The 15,689-nt window shown below is 72.1% G+C and carries 13 protein-coding genes and 2 pseudogenes; 11 read left to right on the top strand and 4 right to left on the bottom strand.

All coding sequences use genetic code 11. The features are described 5' to 3' along the window. Window positions 1-405 carry a response regulator gene (locus MMR14E_RS12845; protein WP_331314783.1) on the bottom strand — a complete coding sequence of 135 codons (405 nt, stop codon included), beginning with the start codon at window positions 403-405 and terminating at the stop codon, window positions 1-3. A gap of 350 nt (window positions 406-755) precedes the next feature. Here MMR14E_RS12845 and pal point away from each other — a divergent pair, with 350 nt between their 5' ends. The 6 genes and pseudogenes from pal (at window position 756) to glmM (ending at window position 7,983) form a co-directional block, all read left to right on the top strand. Next, window positions 756-1,250 (top strand): peptidoglycan-associated lipoprotein Pal, encoded by a 495-nt coding sequence (pal, locus tag MMR14E_RS12840; protein WP_012321252.1) that lies wholly within the window; start codon window positions 756-758, stop codon window positions 1,248-1,250. A 158-nt stretch (window positions 1,251-1,408) separates the two neighbouring features. After that, window positions 1,409-2,317: pseudogene (gene ybgF, locus MMR14E_RS12835) on the top strand (tol-pal system protein YbgF). Further along, window positions 2,314-3,401, top strand: a pseudogene (tilS, locus tag MMR14E_RS12830) (tRNA lysidine(34) synthetase TilS). The pseudogenes ybgF and tilS overlap by 4 nt, the downstream one beginning before the upstream one ends. A gap of 48 nt (window positions 3,402-3,449) precedes the next feature. After that, complete coding sequence (gene ftsH / locus MMR14E_RS12825; RefSeq protein ID WP_331314781.1) at window positions 3,450-5,372, top strand: ATP-dependent zinc metalloprotease FtsH; 1,923 nt, start codon at window positions 3,450-3,452, stop codon at window positions 5,370-5,372. Window positions 5,373-5,760: 388 nt separating this feature from the next. Further along, window positions 5,761-6,573 carry a sulfite exporter TauE/SafE family protein gene (locus MMR14E_RS12820; RefSeq protein WP_331314779.1) on the top strand — a complete coding sequence of 271 codons (813 nt, stop codon included), beginning with the start codon at window positions 5,761-5,763 and terminating at the stop codon, window positions 6,571-6,573. A 69-nt stretch (window positions 6,574-6,642) separates the two neighbouring features. Continuing rightward, window positions 6,643-7,983, top strand: a complete 1,341-nt coding sequence (gene glmM, locus MMR14E_RS12815; protein WP_026605059.1) for a phosphoglucosamine mutase — start codon at window positions 6,643-6,645, stop codon at window positions 7,981-7,983. Window positions 7,984-8,022: 39 nt separating this feature from the next. On the opposite strand, the gene MMR14E_RS12810 is transcribed toward glmM, so the two are convergent. Beyond that, window positions 8,023-8,364, bottom strand: a complete 342-nt coding sequence (locus MMR14E_RS12810; protein ID WP_331314778.1) for an MmcQ/YjbR family DNA-binding protein — start codon at window positions 8,362-8,364, stop codon at window positions 8,023-8,025. A gap of 277 nt (window positions 8,365-8,641) precedes the next feature. Between MMR14E_RS12810 and MMR14E_RS12805 the strand changes: the two genes are divergently transcribed. From MMR14E_RS12805 to MMR14E_RS12795, 3 genes are all read left to right on the top strand, one after another. After that, window positions 8,642-9,634, top strand: coding sequence for a porin family protein (locus MMR14E_RS12805; protein WP_331314777.1), 993 nt, complete (start codon window positions 8,642-8,644; stop codon window positions 9,632-9,634). Window positions 9,635-9,898: 264 nt separating this feature from the next. After that, window positions 9,899-10,843: an outer membrane protein gene (locus MMR14E_RS12800; protein WP_331314775.1), complete on the top strand. Its 945-nt coding sequence runs from the start codon at window positions 9,899-9,901 to the stop codon at window positions 10,841-10,843. Window positions 10,844-10,874: 31 nt separating this feature from the next. Further along, on the top strand, window positions 10,875-11,117 hold the full coding sequence (locus MMR14E_RS12795; RefSeq protein WP_331314773.1) for a hypothetical protein: 243 nt from the start codon (window positions 10,875-10,877) through the stop codon (window positions 11,115-11,117). A gap of 16 nt (window positions 11,118-11,133) precedes the next feature. Here the strand turns inward: MMR14E_RS12795 and MMR14E_RS12790 are convergent, their stop codons facing one another. Next, window positions 11,134-11,682, bottom strand: coding sequence for an HNH endonuclease (locus MMR14E_RS12790; RefSeq protein ID WP_020094004.1), 549 nt, complete (start codon window positions 11,680-11,682; stop codon window positions 11,134-11,136). Between the two features lie 509 nt (window positions 11,683-12,191). Between MMR14E_RS12790 and MMR14E_RS12785 the strand changes: the two genes are divergently transcribed. After that, window positions 12,192-14,909 (top strand): DUF3772 domain-containing protein, encoded by a 2,718-nt coding sequence (locus tag MMR14E_RS12785; RefSeq protein WP_331314771.1) that lies wholly within the window; start codon window positions 12,192-12,194, stop codon window positions 14,907-14,909. Here the strand turns inward: MMR14E_RS12785 and MMR14E_RS12780 are convergent. Next, complete coding sequence (locus MMR14E_RS12780; RefSeq protein ID WP_331314769.1) at window positions 14,862-15,050, bottom strand: hypothetical protein; 189 nt, start codon at window positions 15,048-15,050, stop codon at window positions 14,862-14,864. The genes MMR14E_RS12785 and MMR14E_RS12780 overlap by 48 nt on opposite strands. A 54-nt stretch (window positions 15,051-15,104) precedes the next feature. Between MMR14E_RS12780 and MMR14E_RS12775 the strand changes: the two genes are divergently transcribed. Then, window positions 15,105-15,554 (top strand): CAP domain-containing protein, encoded by a 450-nt coding sequence (locus MMR14E_RS12775; protein ID WP_331314925.1) that lies wholly within the window; start codon window positions 15,105-15,107, stop codon window positions 15,552-15,554. Window positions 15,555-15,689: the final 135 nt, after the last annotated feature.

The raw sequence follows: 15,689 nt of genomic DNA, 5'->3' as shown, positions 1-15,689 counted from the left end.
TCAGCCCGCCGCGCAGAGCCGGCTGTCGGCGCCGGCCTCGCCGAGGCCCTCGACCATCATCCGGACCAGGCGGTTGACCTCCTGCATCTGGAAGGGCTTGCGCAGGAACAGGCTGCCCGGCACGCCGCTGCGGCCGTGCGTGTCGGTCGAGGTGTAGACCACCGGCCGGTCCGGGTGGATCGCCCGGAAGGCGTGGGCCACCGTCCAGCCGTCGATCAGCCCGGGCAGGTGGATGTCGGTGAACAGCCAGTCGATCGCCGCGCCCCGGTCGCGCAGGACGGTCAGCGCGGCCTCGCCCGTGGAGGCTTCGATCACCCGGATGCCGTGCGTCTCGCACAGGCTCGCGACGATCTCGAGGAGCAGGTAGCTGTCCTCGACGATGAGGACGCTCTGGGCGGGGCGCATGCGGGAGGTCCGGTGTTCGGCCCGCCGATTAGGGGGTCGACAGGGTTGAGGATCTCTTAAAGACCCGTCCGGACCCGGTACGCGGCGGCGCCCGGCGCCTGTTGCAGCGCCGCAACCGGGGCGGCCGAAATGGCGCCTCGCGGCCCGCCGCCCCGCCGCCGCCGCATTCCAGGCGCGTCCGGGTGCGTCAGCGCACGCCGTCGACCGGTGCCGACCGTCACCACGCCCCCGCGCCGCCCGGCGGAACCGTCGCTTAACCAACCCCGCCTACCAACGGCGCCAGGAATACGCGGACCCGCCTCGAAGACCAGCAGCCGGCCTTCGGCACCGCTCGAGGAGTTTTTCAGACCATGCCCCAGCGTTTCCGCGCCGCCGCCCTCGGCCTCGCGCTCGTCGCCGCCCTCGGCCTGGGCGCCTGCAGCAACGACAAGGACCTCGCCGACGCCTCCGCCTTCGGGGCGGGCGCCGCGACGCCGGGCAGCGCGCAGGACTTCGTCGTCAATATCGGCGACCGGGTCTTCTTCGAGTCGGACTCGACCGACCTGACGCCGACCGCGACCGCGACCCTCGACAAGCAGGCCGCGTGGCTGCAGCGCTACCCGCGCTACACCTTCATCATCGAGGGCCACGCCGACGAGCGCGGCACCCGCGAGTACAACTTCTCCCTCGGCGCCCGCCGCGCCCAGGCGGTGAACGACTACCTCGCCACCCGCGGCATCGCGGCGAGCCGGATGCGGACGGTCTCGTACGGCAAGGAGCGGCCGGTGGCGGTGTGCAACGACATCTCCTGCTGGTCGCAGAACCGCCGCGCGGTGATCGTCCTCGACCGCGGCGCCGGCGCGTAGGCCGCCGCGCGAACGACCTCGGAGGCGGCGCGCGGCCGCCGCCTCCGATCGATGCGCTCGATCGCGGCCTTCGATCACACCTTCGACCGCGCCGCAGTTTTGCCGCGGTGCGGCGCATCTGTTAGGGCCTCGCGCCGACACCGGACCGCAGCCGAACCATGCCCGCCCGCCTTCGCACCCGCCTCGCCCTCGCCACCGCCCTCGGTGCCGCGCTCCTCGGCCACCCGGCCGCCGCGCAGGACGCTTCGGAACTGGTGGTGCGCCTCGGCCGCATCGAGAACCAGTCCCGGATGATGGCCGGGCAGATCGAGACCCTCCAGTACGAGAACCGCCAGCTCAAGGAGCAGCTGCGCAAGTTCCAGGAGGACGTCGAGTACCGCCTGAACGAGGGCAAGGGCGGCAAGCCCTCGGCCGCGCCCGCGCCGTCGGGGCCCGTCAACGGCGGCAACCCGGGCGCCGGCCGCCCCGGCAAGCGCCCGGGTTGCCGCCGTTGACAGGAGGCCGCCGAGGCGGCGCCGCGGCCGCAGCGCCTGCCGCAGGGCGCGCTCAACGAGTCCGGCGAGGACGACGCGGAGGCCGGAACCTCCGGCTACGACGAGCCCGTGGACCTGCGGCCGCCGGCCCGGACCGGGGCGATCCCGGCGCGGCCCGCCGAGAGCGTGGCGGCGACCCGGACCGGCGATCCGGCCGCCGATTTCGACGCCGCGGTCGAGCTGTACCGCGCCAAGCAGTACGAGCAGGCCGAGATGGGCCTGCGCCAGTTCATCCAGTCGCACCCGCGCGACAACCGCGTCGCCGGCGCGACCTACTGGCTCGGCGAGAGCTACCTCGCCCGCGGCCGCAACCGCGAGGCCGCCGAGCAGTTCCTGAAGGTCTCCACCGACTACGCCCGGTCCGCCCAGGCCCCCGACGCGATGCTGAAGCTCGGCGTCACGCTCAACGCCCTCGGCGCCCGCGAGCAGGCCTGCGCGACCCTGGCCGAGCTCGACCGGAAATTCCCGAATGCCGGCACCGGCGTCCGCCAGGGCGTCGCCCGCGAGCAGAAGCGCGCCCGCTGCGGCGCCTGAGCGTCTCGGGCGACCCGGACGATCCGGTTCTCGGCGCCCTCCGTCCCTGGCTCGACCGGGCCGCGCGCGGCGGGCGGGGCGTGCTCCTCGCCGTCTCGGGCGGTCCCGATTCGAGCGCCCTGATGCACGCCGCCGCGCGCCTGCGCAAGGCGACCGGCGCGTCCCTGCGCGTGGCGACCGTCGATCACGGCCTGCGGCCGGAATCCGGCGCGGAAGCCGAGGGCGTCGGCCGCGCCGCCCGGGCGCTGGACCTGCCCCACGCGACCCTGACCTGGGCGGGCGCGAAGCCCGGCACCGGGCTTCAGGACGCGGCCCGCACGGCCCGCTACGCTCTCCTCGCCGCCCATGCCGGGGCGGTCGGAGCCGGCCTCGTCCTCACCGCGCACACCCAGGATGACCAGGCCGAGACGGTGCTGATCCGGCTCGCGGCCGGCAGCGGCCCCGCCGGGCTCGCCGGCATGCGCGCCGAGCGGAGCCTCGGCCCCGGCCTCACCCTCGGGCGCCCGTTCCTGCACCTGCCGAAGGCCGGCCTGGTGGCGTGGTGCGCGGCGCTGGGCGTCGCCTACCTGCGCGATCCCGCCAACGGCGATCCGCGCTTCGCCCGCGGCCGCCTGCGCGAGGCGTGGCCGGCCCTGGAGCGCGAGGGCCTGACCCGCGCGCGCCTCGCCCGGCTCGCCGACCGCGCCGCCCGCGACGAGGCCNGGCACTGCGCCCCGGGCCGGAGACGGGCGCGGGCCTGTGCCTCGACGGGCGCGCCCTGGCGGCCCTGCCGGACGCCGTGGCCCTGCGCTGCCTCGATCGCGCCCTGGCCCGGGCCGGCGCCGCGCCGCGCCGCCTCGAGCGCCTCGAGACCCTCGTCCTCGAATCGCTCCTGCCGGCCCTGCGCCGCCGGGAGCCGGTCCGCCGAACCCTGGCGGGAATCCTCGTTTCCGCAGACGCGGGCGGGGCCGTCACCCTCGCCCCGGCGCCGCCGCGCCGGCACGGGCCCGCAGGTGCTGCCCTCGCCGCAGGGTCTCCCGACTTACTTGGCAAGGGAGAGCCCCCCGCCTACATTGGCGAGGTGTGCACGGATGGACCGGAATAGCCGCGTGGCAGGTCCGTCCTGGGGGTCGCACGCGCCAGGGATTGATCGATGAACCCGAATTTTCGCAACTTTGCCTTGTGGGTCGTCATCTTCCTGCTGGTGCTGGCCCTCGTCACCCTGTTCCAGAACCCGGGTCACCGGGGCGGCGGCAGCGAGATCGCCTACAGCCAGCTCCTGAACGACGCCGATGCCGGCAAGATCCAGTCGGTGGTGATCTCCGGGCAGGACGTGTCCGGCACCTACGTGGGCGGCGGCAACTTCACGAGCTACGCGCCCAACGACCCGAGCCTCGTCTCCAAGCTCCAGGGCAAGGGCGTGCAGATCACCGCCCGCCCGCCGTCCGACAACACCCCCTGGTTCATCCAGCTGCTCGTCAGCTGGCTGCCGATCCTCGTCTTCATCGGCGCCTGGATCTTCCTCTCGCGCCAGATGCAGTCCGGCGCCGGCCGCGCCATGGGCTTCGGCAAGTCGAAGGCCAAGCTCCTGAACGAGGCCCACGGCCGCGTGTCGTTCGACGACGTCGCGGGCGTCGAGGAGGCCAAGGAAGATCTCCAGGAGATCGTCGAGTTCCTGCGCGACCCGCAGAAGTTCCAGCGTCTCGGCGGCCGGATCCCGCGCGGCGTGCTGCTCGTCGGCCCGCCCGGCACCGGTAAGACCCTGATCGCCCGGGCGGTCGCCGGTGAGGCCAACGTGCCGTTCTTCACCATCTCGGGCTCGGACTTCGTCGAGATGTTCGTGGGCGTCGGCGCCAGCCGCGTGCGCGACATGTTCGAGCAGGCCAAGAAGAACGCGCCCTGCATCATCTTCATCGACGAGATCGACGCGGTCGGCCGCCACCGCGGCGCCGGCCTCGGCGGCGGCAACGACGAGCGCGAGCAGACCCTCAACCAGCTCCTCGTGGAGATGGACGGGTTCGAGGCCAACGAGGGCGTGATCATCATCGCGGCGACCAACCGCCCCGACGTGCTCGACCCGGCCCTGCTGCGGCCCGGCCGCTTCGACCGCCAGATCATGGTGCCGAACCCGGACGTCACCGGCCGCGAGCGCATCCTGCGCGTCCACGTCCGCAAGGTGCCGCTGGCCCCCGACGTCGACCTGAAGACCATCGCGCGCGGCACCCCGGGCTTCTCCGGCGCCGACCTGATGAACCTCGTCAACGAGTCGGCCCTGCTGGCGGCCCGCCGCGGCAAGCGCATCGTGACGATGCACGAGTTCGAGGACGCCAAGGACAAGGTCATGATGGGCGCCGAGCGGCGCACCCTGGTCATGACCGAGGACGAGAAGCGGCTCACCGCCTACCACGAGGGCGGCCACGCCATCGTGGCGCTGAACGTCCCGGCGACCGACCCGGTGCACAAGGCGACCATCATCCCGCGCGGCCGGGCTCTCGGCATGGTCATGCAGCTGCCCGAGCGCGACAAGCTCTCCATGAGCTTCGAGCAGATGACCTCGCGGCTGGCGATCATGATGGGCGGCCGCATCGCCGAGGAGATGATCTTCGGGCGCGAGAAGGTGACCTCGGGCGCGCAGTCGGACATCGAGCAGGCGACGCGGCTCGCCAAGATGATGGTCACCCGCTGGGGCTTCAGCCCGGAGCTCGGCACCGTCGCGTACGGCGACAACAACGACGAGGTCTTTCTCGGCATGTCGATGGGCCGGCAGCAATCGGTCTCGGAATCGACCGCCCAGAAGATCGACGCCGAGGTCCGCCGCCTCGTGGAGACCGGCCTGGAGGAGGCGCGCCGCATCCTGGCCGAGCACAAGGACGACCTGGAGGCCCTGGCGCAGGGTCTGCTCGAGTACGAGACCCTCTCGGGCGAGGAGATCCGCAACCTGCTCAAGGGCCAGCCCCCGATCCGCGACGGCGGCGACGTGCCGCCGACCCCGGCCCGGGGCTCCTCGGTCCCCTCGGCGGGCCGCGGCCGGCCCAAGGAGAACGACGGCGGGCTGGAGCCGCAGCCGCAGGCCTGAACCGCACGGTCGGTTGAGCGAGGAGGGCGCCGCGAGGCGCCCTTTCTCGTGCATGCGGCCTCCTCCGACGCGGGTGCAGCTCCGGCACCTGCGTCGGCGGTGCGCTGTCAGGACCGGGCGCGGGACCGCTCTCCACCCGCGTCGGACTTCCCGATCCGGGCATCTCAGGGCGGATCTCGGGCAGGCCCGGGATCCGACGGGAGCGGGGGCGCGGTGTGCTCCCTCATCGGCGGCGGCATGCGTCGGCGAAGCGTGATCATCGTCGCATCTCGCGTGACAAACCGGCCCGCCTGTCGGCGGATCGACGGGGTCAGCTTGGCCGGAGGCTCGGCGGACTCCGCCGAATCGGAAACACAGAACCCTTCCCCAGGCCGCCGCGAAATCCCCGATGCCGGTCTCGACCTACCTCGTCGTCGCCCTCGGCGCCGTCGTCGCCGGCTTCGTCCAGGGCCTGTCGGGCTTCGGCTTCGGACTCACGGCCCTCTCGTTCTGGGCCTGGGTGATCGACCCGCAGCTCGCCGCGGTTCTGGCCGTCTCCGGCGCCTTCACGGGCCAGGTCATCGCGGCGGTCTCGGTCCGGCGCGGGTTCGAGACCCGGCGCCTCGCGCCGTTCATCCTCGGCGGCCTCGCCGGCATCCCCCTCGGCGTCCTGCTGCTGCCGCGGCTCGACGCCGACTGGTTCAAGACGCTCCTCGGCCTGCTGCTGATGGTCTGGTGCCCGACCATGCTGTTCGCCCGGAACCTGCCGCGGATCGCGGTCGGGGGCCGGCTCGCCGACGCCGCGGTGGGCCTCGGCGGCGGGATGATGGGCGGGCTCGGCGGCTTCACGGGCGTGCTGCCGACCCTCTGGTGCACCCTGCGCCGCTACGAGCGCGACGTGCAGCGCTCGGTGATCCAGAACTTCAACCTCGCGATGCTCAGCGTCACCCTGGCGACCTACCTCGCCGCGGGGCTCGTCACCCGGGCGACGCTGCCGATGGTGGCGGTGGTCCTGCCGGCGATGCTGGTCCCGACGCTGCTCGGCACCCGGATCTATCTGGGCCTCAGCGAGGTCGCCTTCCGCCGGCTCGTGCTCGGCCTGCTGACCGTCTCGGGCCTCGCGCTGGTCTCGGCCTCGGCGCCGCGGCTCCTGCAGCGCGCCGGGCGCCCCATTTCGACCGCCTTTGTCGGGGAGCACCCCGTTGACTCTGCCGGCCGGTGAGCCGCCGACGGGCGCGATAATCTGCTAAGCTGTGCCGGGTCCGCGAGGCCGGGCGCCGGAGACGTGATGGTGCGCAAGTATTTCGGAACCGACGGCATCCGGGGCCGCGCCAACGGCGTGATCACGCCGGAGCTCGCCCTCAAGGTCGGTCAGGCCGCCGGCCTCGTGTTCCAGCGCGGCGACCACCGCCACCGGGTGGTGATCGGCAAGGACACCCGCCTCTCCGGCTACATGATCGAGACCGCGCTCGTCGCCGGCTTCACCTCGGTGGGCATGGACGTGCTGCTGCTCGGGCCGGTGCCGACGCCGGCCGTGGCGATGCTGACCCGCTCGATGCGGGCCGATCTCGGCGTGATGATCTCGGCCTCGCACAACCCGTTCGAGGACAACGGCATCAAGCTGTTCGGGCCCGACGGCTTCAAGCTCAACGACGCGATCGAGCACGAGATCGAGGGGCTGATCGACGCCGACATGCACAAGCGCCTGTCCGGCTCCAACGATCTCGGCCGGGCCAAGCGCATCGAGAGCGTGCACGCCCGCTACATCGAGTTCGCCAAGCGGACCCTGCCGCGGCAGGTGACGCTGGACGGGCTGCGGGTCGTGGTCGACTGCGCCAACGGCGCGGCCTACCGGGTCGCCCCCGAGACCCTGTGGGAGCTCGGCGCCGAGGTGATCGCCATCGGCACCGAGCCGGACGGGTTCAACATCAACCGGGATGTCGGCTCGACCGCGCCCGCGGCCCTGATCGACATGGTGCGCGAGCGCCGGGCCGATATCGGGATCGCGCTGGACGGCGACGCCGACCGGGTGCTGATCGTGGACGAGAAGGGCCAGGTGGTCGACGGCGACCAGCTCATGGCCGTCGTGGCGCGCTCCTGGAAGGAGGACGAGCGCCTGACGCAGCCGGGCGTGGTCGCGACGATCATGTCGAATCTCGGCCTGGAGCGCTTCCTCGGCGGCCTCGGCCTGACCCTGGCCCGCACGGCCGTGGGGGACCGCTACGTCCTCGAGCACATGCGGGCGCACGGCTACAATCTCGGCGGCGAGCAGTCCGGCCACATCATCATGTCGGACTACACGACCACCGGCGACGGGCTCGTGGCCGCCCTGCAACTGCTGAGCGTGGTGCAGCGGCAGAACCGGCCCGTGAGCGAGGTCTGCCACTGCTTCGACCCGCTGCCGCAGATCCTCAAGAACGTCCGCTACCGGAGCGGCGAGCCCCTGCGCGAGGACAGCGTGGTCAGCGCCATCGAGCACGCCCGCGAGCGGCTCGGCAATGCCGGCCGCCTCGTGATCCGCCCCTCGGGCACCGAGCCGGTGATCCGCGTCATGGCCGAGGGCGACGATCGCGGCCTCGTCAACGCGGTGGTCGACGAGGTGGTCGACGCCGTCACCCGCGCGGCGGCCTGATCCCCGGCTCCCCCGACCCCGAGGGGGCCGGGCGCGGGATCAACCCAGATCGGCGTAGGCGGCGCGCAGCTCCGCGGGTGCGGTCATCCGCCACGCCGCGAGCAGCGCCGTCCGCAGGGCCTCCTCCGCGCACGGGTCGAGGTCGAGATTGGTCCAGCCCCGCCGCCCCCAGGCGCCGTCGAGGGGCGCGAACAGGTCCGGCTCGGCCTCGCACAGGGCGGCCTGATCGGCGGGCGCGAGGCGCAGCACGACCCGCGCCTCCTCGACCCAGAGGGTCGCGAAGACCCGGCCGCCGACCCGGAAATCCGGGTTGCCGCTGTGGGCGCCCGCCACCGCCTCGGGCAGCATCAGCGCCAGGACGCGCACGTCGTCGGGCCCCATGCGGATCTCTCAACTCCCGCGCGGCCCGGACGAGCGGGCGACGCCGATCGGGTCGCCCACGCGGCCCCCCCGACAGATGAACCGCGCCGACCCCGGCGGCGCGGCGCGGCGGAAACAAGCAAGTCTCGCCCGGTTGTCCGATTCGACAGTTCGGCAACCGATGCGCAAGGCTAACATTTAACGTTAAGCCGGATTTAAGACGTTCCTTCCATCCTGCCCTCGTACCCCGGGACCGCGCGCCGCGCGTCCGGCTCACGAGTCCAGTGAAGGAATCCCCATGGCCCGCTCCAAGCTGAACGCTTTGGTGCGTAGCCTGACGCTCGCGGCGAGCGTCGGCGCGCCCTGCCTCGCCGCGGCCGCGGATCTGATGCTCCCGCCGCCCCCGCCTCCGCCGCCCCCGCCGATCGAGGTCGGCGGCGGCTGGTACCTGCGCGGCGACGTGGGCGCGAGCATCTACACCCGTCCGCGCTACAGCGACGCCTACGACTACACCGGCTACGCCGAGTCCAACCGCGCCTTCGGCAACGCGGTCGGCGGCGGCGGTTTCGCGGGCGTCGGCGTCGGCTACCAGTTCACTCCGTTCCTGCGCGGCGACATCACCGGTGAGTACCGCTACTCTACCGGCCTGCGCGGCAGCGAGTACTACAAGGGTCCGGATTTCGACAACGGACTCGGCTCGTACGGCGTGAACAAGTCGAGCGGCAACTTCGACTCCGCGGTGGTTCTGGCCAACGCGTATTTCGACCTCGGCACGTGGTACGGGATCACGCCGTTCATCGGCGGCGGCGTCGGCTACGCGTTCAACCACGTCTCGAGCTACTCGACCAACCAGCAGTTCACCAGCCCGACCTACGGCTACGATTACGCGAACCCGATCTACGGCTGCGGCTGCGGACAACCCTCCTACAACTACGCGCCGGTCTACGACGCGAACGGCAACGCGGTCTACAACACCAACAGCGGCAGCAAGTTCTACAAGGACAAGACCAGCGGCAGCTTCGCCTGGGCGCTCCACGCCGGTCTGGCCTACAACGTGACCGACGCGCTGAAGATCGAGCTGGCCTACCGCTACCTGAACCTCGGCAAGGCGCAGACCGGCGCGGGCTTCGAGCCCTGCTGCACCGGCAGCCTGCAGGCGATCAAGGTGAAGGATATCGAGGCGCACGACGTGAAGATCGGCCTGCGCTACTACCTCGGTGGCTTCGTGGCGGCCCCGCTGCCGCCGCTGATGCCGGAGCCGGTCCCCGGCCCCCTGGTGCGCAAGTACTGATCGCGCCTCGACCGCGATCCCCCGGACGGACGACGACGGCGCGGAGGCTCTCCGCGCCGTTTCGCGTTCCGGCGCCCCGCCGCGACCGGACCGGTTCTCGGGCGGTTCTTGCCCGATCCAGTATCCCTCGGGACGCGCCTGGACTGACATCCCCGGATCGGGACTGGTCTGTCCAGGTCGAGCAACGGAGAATTAAGGTTACCGGCGTATCACCGTGTCGAGGCTCGATCCGCCGTCCGTCTCTTTCCGTCCAGGACGATCCCGATGCGTACCGTCACCTTTCCGCTGCTGGCGGTTCTCGGTCTCTGCGGCGTGAACACCGCGCGCGCCGCCGATCTGGACTACGATTACCTGCGCGGCGCCGATTACGACCCGGTCCCGGCCCCGGTGGTCGACTGGAGCGGCGTATATGTCGGCGGCCACGGCGGCTTCACCTCCGGCGGCCTGTCGCAGCGCAACGCGATGCAGTCCACGCTGGCGAATTACTTCAGCAATCGCGACATCGAGAACGAGTTCAGCGTCTCGAAATTCCTGTCGCTTCCCGGCACGCGGACGCGCGGGGCCAGCTTCGGTGCCTTCGCCGGATTCAATGTGCAGTTCGACGGGATCGTCCTCGGCATCGAGGCCGACTACACGCACACGGACCAGAACAGCTGGTCGACCAACGGCATCAACCGGATCATGACGACCGCCGCCGGCAACTCCGAGTCGGTGAACCTGTCCGGGACGTCGAACACGCGGATCGAGGATTACGGCACCATCCGGGGCCGCGCCGGCTACGCGTTCGGCAACCTGCTCCCGTACGTCACCGCCGGTGCCGCAATCGGTCGCGTGACCATCAACGACACCGTTGCGGTCCAGAATTACGGCTACAGCGCCACCACCTACGCGGCGAACCAGGCCCTGACCACCGGGCAGCCCGCGGCGGTCTACAGGCACGACTACGCGAGCTTCAATCCGAACTTCCCGCTCAACAACTCGACGCCGGCCGGACAGGGCGCCCAGACCATCCCGTACGCGCCCACGACGCTGACGGCGAATGCCCGGACCAAGACCATCGGCGGCGTCGCCCTCGGCTTCGGCCTGGAATACGCCATCACGCCCAACATCCTGGTGCGCGGCGAGTACCAGTACGTGCGGTTCCAGGATTTCAACGGTCACAACGCCCAGTTGAACACCGTCCGGGGTGGCGCGGCCGTCAAGTTCTGACCCTTCCTCCCGCGCCGGCCGGAGCCTGACCATGACTGACCGCCTCTCGAGGCTGTGGCCCCTGACGTCGCGCGCCGCGCTGCTCGCCGGTCTCGTGCTCGTCCACGGACCGGCCTTCGCGGAGCGCCGCGGGGCGCATCACCCGACGCGCCGGATCGTGCGGGTGCGACCGGTGCCCGCCGTCCCCCCGCCCGTGCTGGTGCGGGATTACCGGCCGCGCAACCTCAACGTCCCGATGTACAACGAGCCGCCCCGGCGCGCGCCGGCCTGGTGACGCCTCCGCGCCGCCCTCAGCTCTCCAGCTCGCTGTCCCAGTAGAGGTAGTCGAGCCAGGTGTGATGGTACTGGCGGTGGTCGAACTCGGGCTGCCGGTGGTGCAGCTCGTAGCGCGTCGGCCGCCGGGGCTCGGTCATCAGCGGCATGTCCGCCTCGTCCGGCGTGCGGTTGGCCTTGCGCAGGTTGCAGGGCGAGCAGGCCGCCACGACGTTCTCCCAGCTCGACAGCCCGCCCCGGGAGCGCGGCACCACGTGGTCGAAGGTCAGGCCGCCCGAGGGCAGCCGGAGGCCGCAATACTGGCAGCTGAAACCGTCGCGCAGGTAGATGTTGTAGCGGGTGAAGGCCGGGCTGCGGGCCAGCGCCACGTAGTTCTTCAGCGCCACCACGCTCGGCACCCGCAGGGCGCGCGAGGGCGAGCGCGCCTCGACGTCGTAGCTCGCCACCAGGGTGACCCGGTCGAGGAACAGGGCCGTGAAGGCGTCCTTCCACGACCAGAGGGAGAGCGGATTGTACGAGAGCGGCCGATAATCCGCGTTGAGGACGAGGGTTTGGAGATCCATCATCGGCGCGACTCTTCGGACTAGTTCTGGCGCGTGAGACGCGCGGGACCATGCCGCCGCCCCGCCGGCCCGTCCGAACCGGCCCGGGGCCGATGCAGGACGGGCCGGCGCGCGGGGCGACGGCTTGACGGGAGAGACGGAGGGAACAACAGGGCGGCGGGCCGGCGCGCGGGGGCGCCGGTCGATGCGGTAGCATCCGGAACGCGGCCGGGCCGGGCCGGTATCGCCACCGGCCGCGCCCTTTCGCGTAGCAACGAAAAGGCCCTGTCCATCAGGTGTTCATCTAATCCCAGCGTGACACCCTTGTGAAGCTTTTCCGGATGAGCCCCGGGGACGCACCCACAGCGGGCTGGAGGCGGCGGGATCCGGCCCGGGGTGGGCAGGGGCACGCTTTCGCCCTATTGCTCGCCCAGAGCGCCCGGCCGCCAGGAGGCCTGCCCGGTCCCCGATCGCCGCCGATTCGCCGATGCCGGACTCCGGCCGGCCGCCGCGCGCCCGACGAGAGGTTGCTCATGCATCGTATCCCCGCGCGGACCCGGAAGCCGGAGGGCGCCCCGCGCCCGTCCCGCGCACTCGCCCTGCTCGCCGCGCTGGTGTTCGCAACCCCGGCGGCCCTGACCCTGCCGGCCTTCGCCCAGGATCCGGCGCCCGCCGCCAAGTCTTCCGATCACAGGCCCGCGGACGCCAAGACCGCGCCCGAGAAGACCGCGCCCGAGAAGGCGGCCCCCGAGGCCAAGCCCGCGGACGGCAAGGCGCCCGATACGAAGGCGCCCGATACGAAGCCCGCGCCCCCGCCGGTCGCCAAGGCCGAGGTCCCCGAGCAGTTCAAGAAGGTCCGGGCCAAGCTCGACGCCGCCAAGGCCGAGCTCGACGCCCGCGAGAAGCAGCTCGGCCACACGGAGCTGACGGTCGCCGACCTCACCGCCATCCGCGACAGCGCGGTCACGGTCACCGACGAGATCCGCACCCTGGTCACCCGGCTCGACGCGCCGCTGGAGGCCGCCCGCGAGCGCCTGGCCCAGCTCGGGCCGAAGCCGAAGGACACCCAGGAGAGCGCCGACGTCGCCGCCGAGCGCGCCGAGCGCGAGGCCGCCGTCACCCGCATCGACGAGACCCAGCGGCTGGCCCGCTCCCTGGTGGTGCAGGGCGACCAGATCGTCGACCGCGTCTCGAACCGCCGCCGCGAATCGTTCACCCGCGACCTGCTCCAGCGCTCCCAGCCGCTGGTCGGTCCCGGTCTCTGGACCAAGGTGATGGGCGACGTGCCCCGGGACACGCGCGCCCTGCAGAGCGCCGTGTCGGATATCGGGCTGCTGTTCTCCCGCAACGGCAGCCTCGCCAACCTGCTGTTCCTGGGCCTCGCCTTCGGGATCTCGGTGGCGCTGTATTTCGGCCGGCGCAACATCGCCCCCAAGGGTGCCCGCCGGGACGCCGCCAGGGCCGATCCCTCGCGGCGCGCCGTGATGCTCGCCGCCTGGCGGGTGATCCTGCTCGGCACGGTGCCGGCCGTGGCCGGGTCCTACGCGGTCTACTACGCCCTCGATTCCACCAACCTGCTGCCGTCCCGGCTCCTGCCGGTGGCCGCCGCGATCCTCGGGGGGCTGGCCTTCATCGCCTTCGTGGAGGCCCTCTGCGACGGGCTGCTCAGCCCCGAGAAGCCGGCGTGGCGCCCCGCCCCGGTGAGCGACGCGGCGGCCATCCGCCTGACCCGGCTCGCCGTCGGCATCGCCACGGTGATCACCGTGGTGAAGTCCGTCGAGGCGCTCAATTCCGGGATCTCCGCGGCCCTGCCGATCTCGATCGCCACGCGGGGTATCGGGGCGGTCGCCACCGCGCTGATCCTGGCGGTCGGCCTCCACCGGTTCGCCGACACCGAGCAGGAGGAGGAGGCCTGCTTCGGCCCCTACGTGCCGACCAAGACCACGACGGGCATCGGCGGGCCGGCGCGGCTCCTCGGCTGGGCCGCGGTGGCGCTGATCGGGCTCGGCGCGCTGGTGGGCTACGTGGCCTTCGCGGCCTTCCTGATCGACCAGCTGATCTGGGACGCGGCCGTCCTCGTGCTGCTCTACCTGCTGGTCCAGAGCGTCGACATCTTCGTCGGCCGCGCGCTCAGCGACGAGACGCGGCTCGCCACCACGCTCCAGGCCAATACCGGCCTGCGCAAGCGCTCGCTCAACCAGATCTCGGTCCTGACGACGGGCGCGACCCGGCTCGTCCTGTTCCTGGCGGCCGCGGTCCTCGTGCTGGCGCCCTGGGGTCTCGACTCCACCGACATCGTCTCGTCGGTCCGGCAGGCCTTCTTCGGCTTCAAGGTCGGCGACGTCACGATCTCGCTCTCCAGCATCGCCTTCGGGATCGGCATCCTGGTGGTCGGCGTGTTCATCACCCGCGGGGTCCAGCGCTGGCTGGAGAACACCTACCTGCCGGCCACCGACCTCGACGCCGGCCTGCGCAACTCGATCACCACGGTGGCGGGCTATTGCGGGTTCCTGATCGCGCTGGCGCTCGCCTTCTCGTATCTCGGCCTGAGCCTGGAGAAGCTGACCATCGTGGCCGGCGCCCTGTCGGTCGGTATCGGTTTCGGCCTCCAGTCGATCGTCAACAACTTCGTCTCCGGCCTGCTGCTCCTGTGGGAGCGCCCGATCCGGGTCGGCGACCAGGTGGTGATCGGCGATTCCGAGGGCATCGTGAAGCGGATCTCGGTCCGCTCCACCGAGATCCAGACCTTCGACCGCTCGGCCGTGATCGTGCCGAACTCGAACCTGATCTCCGGGGTGGTGAAGAACCGGGTGCGGGGCGACCGGACCGGGCGCGTCAGCATCACGGTCAGCGTCCTGCGCAACCAGGACCCGGTGCGCGCCGCCGAGATGATCACGGCCTGCGCGCAGGGCCATTCCGACGTCCTGAAGGAGCCCCCGCCCCGGGTGGTGTTCAAGAAGATCGGCGACCCGTTCCTGGAATTCGAGCTGCTCGTCTGGATCGTGGACGTGAGCCTCGGCCAGAAGGTGGTGACCGACCTGAACTTCTCGGTGTTCGCGAGCCTGTCGGAGGCGGGCTTCATCCCGCCGCTCGGGCCCGGCTCCAGCATCGTCACCGTGCAGGGCCTCGACACGATGCAGAGCGCCATGGGCGAGATCGCCAGCCGCTTCATCCAGCCGGCCGCGGTTCCCGAGGGCGGCGAATCAGCCCGGCCCCAGCGCGATCGCGGCCTCCGCAGCGCCGGCGCCTGACCGGCCGCCGAGGGCGATGCGGACGGTGTTCCCGCCCGCGTCCTTGGCGGCGTAGAGGGCCGCGTCCGCCCGGCCGAACAGCCGGGCGCGGCCGCCGCGCCCGGCGGACAGCCCCGCCGTCTGCCCCACCGCGATCCCCACGGAGGCGCCGATCCGCAGCTCCCGTGGGGATCGCGGTGGGGCAGACGTGCGGCGCTGCTCGGCGGCTGCGCCGCCCAGCCGCCGAGCGGCACCGCGCTGCCGAGCATCTACCTGCCGCTCGCCAGCAACAGCGCGCATATCGACGTCGAGGCGGCCCGCGACATGATCTCGTCCTACCGCCGCAACCGCGGCGCGCCGCCGCTGACGGTCGATCCCGAACTGCAGCGCCTCGCCGAGGCCGAGGCGGCCGCCATGGCGCTCGCCGACCGGCCGAGCCGGGCCCAGACCGTCAAGGCCGCCGTCGAGCGGCTCGGCTACGCGAACGTCAACGCCAACCTCTCGGCGGGCTACCACACCCTGGCCGAGGCCTTCTCGGGCTGGCGCGAGAGCCCGCCCCACGACGCCACCATGCTGGCGCCCGGGGCGACCCGGATGGGGATCGCCACCGCCTACGCGCCGGGCTCCAAGTACAAGGTCTACTGGGCGCTGCTCACCGCGAAGTAGCGGAGCCCCGCCGGACGGCATGGCGGGGGGCTGCCTTGCCGGCGGCGGAGGCGAATCGGTCGTCCGGACGTCCGGACGCCATCGGTCCTGAACGGCGCGAAGGCCGCGCCGACGCCGGGCGTGTCGGGCACCGCC

It is taken from the genome of Methylobacterium mesophilicum, from assembly GCF_036441335.1.
Classification (GTDB): Bacteria; Pseudomonadota; Alphaproteobacteria; order Rhizobiales; family Beijerinckiaceae; genus Methylobacterium; species Methylobacterium mesophilicum_B.
The sequence above is the reverse complement of the archived record's forward strand: the minus strand, read 5'-3'. Positions and strand labels throughout refer to the sequence as shown.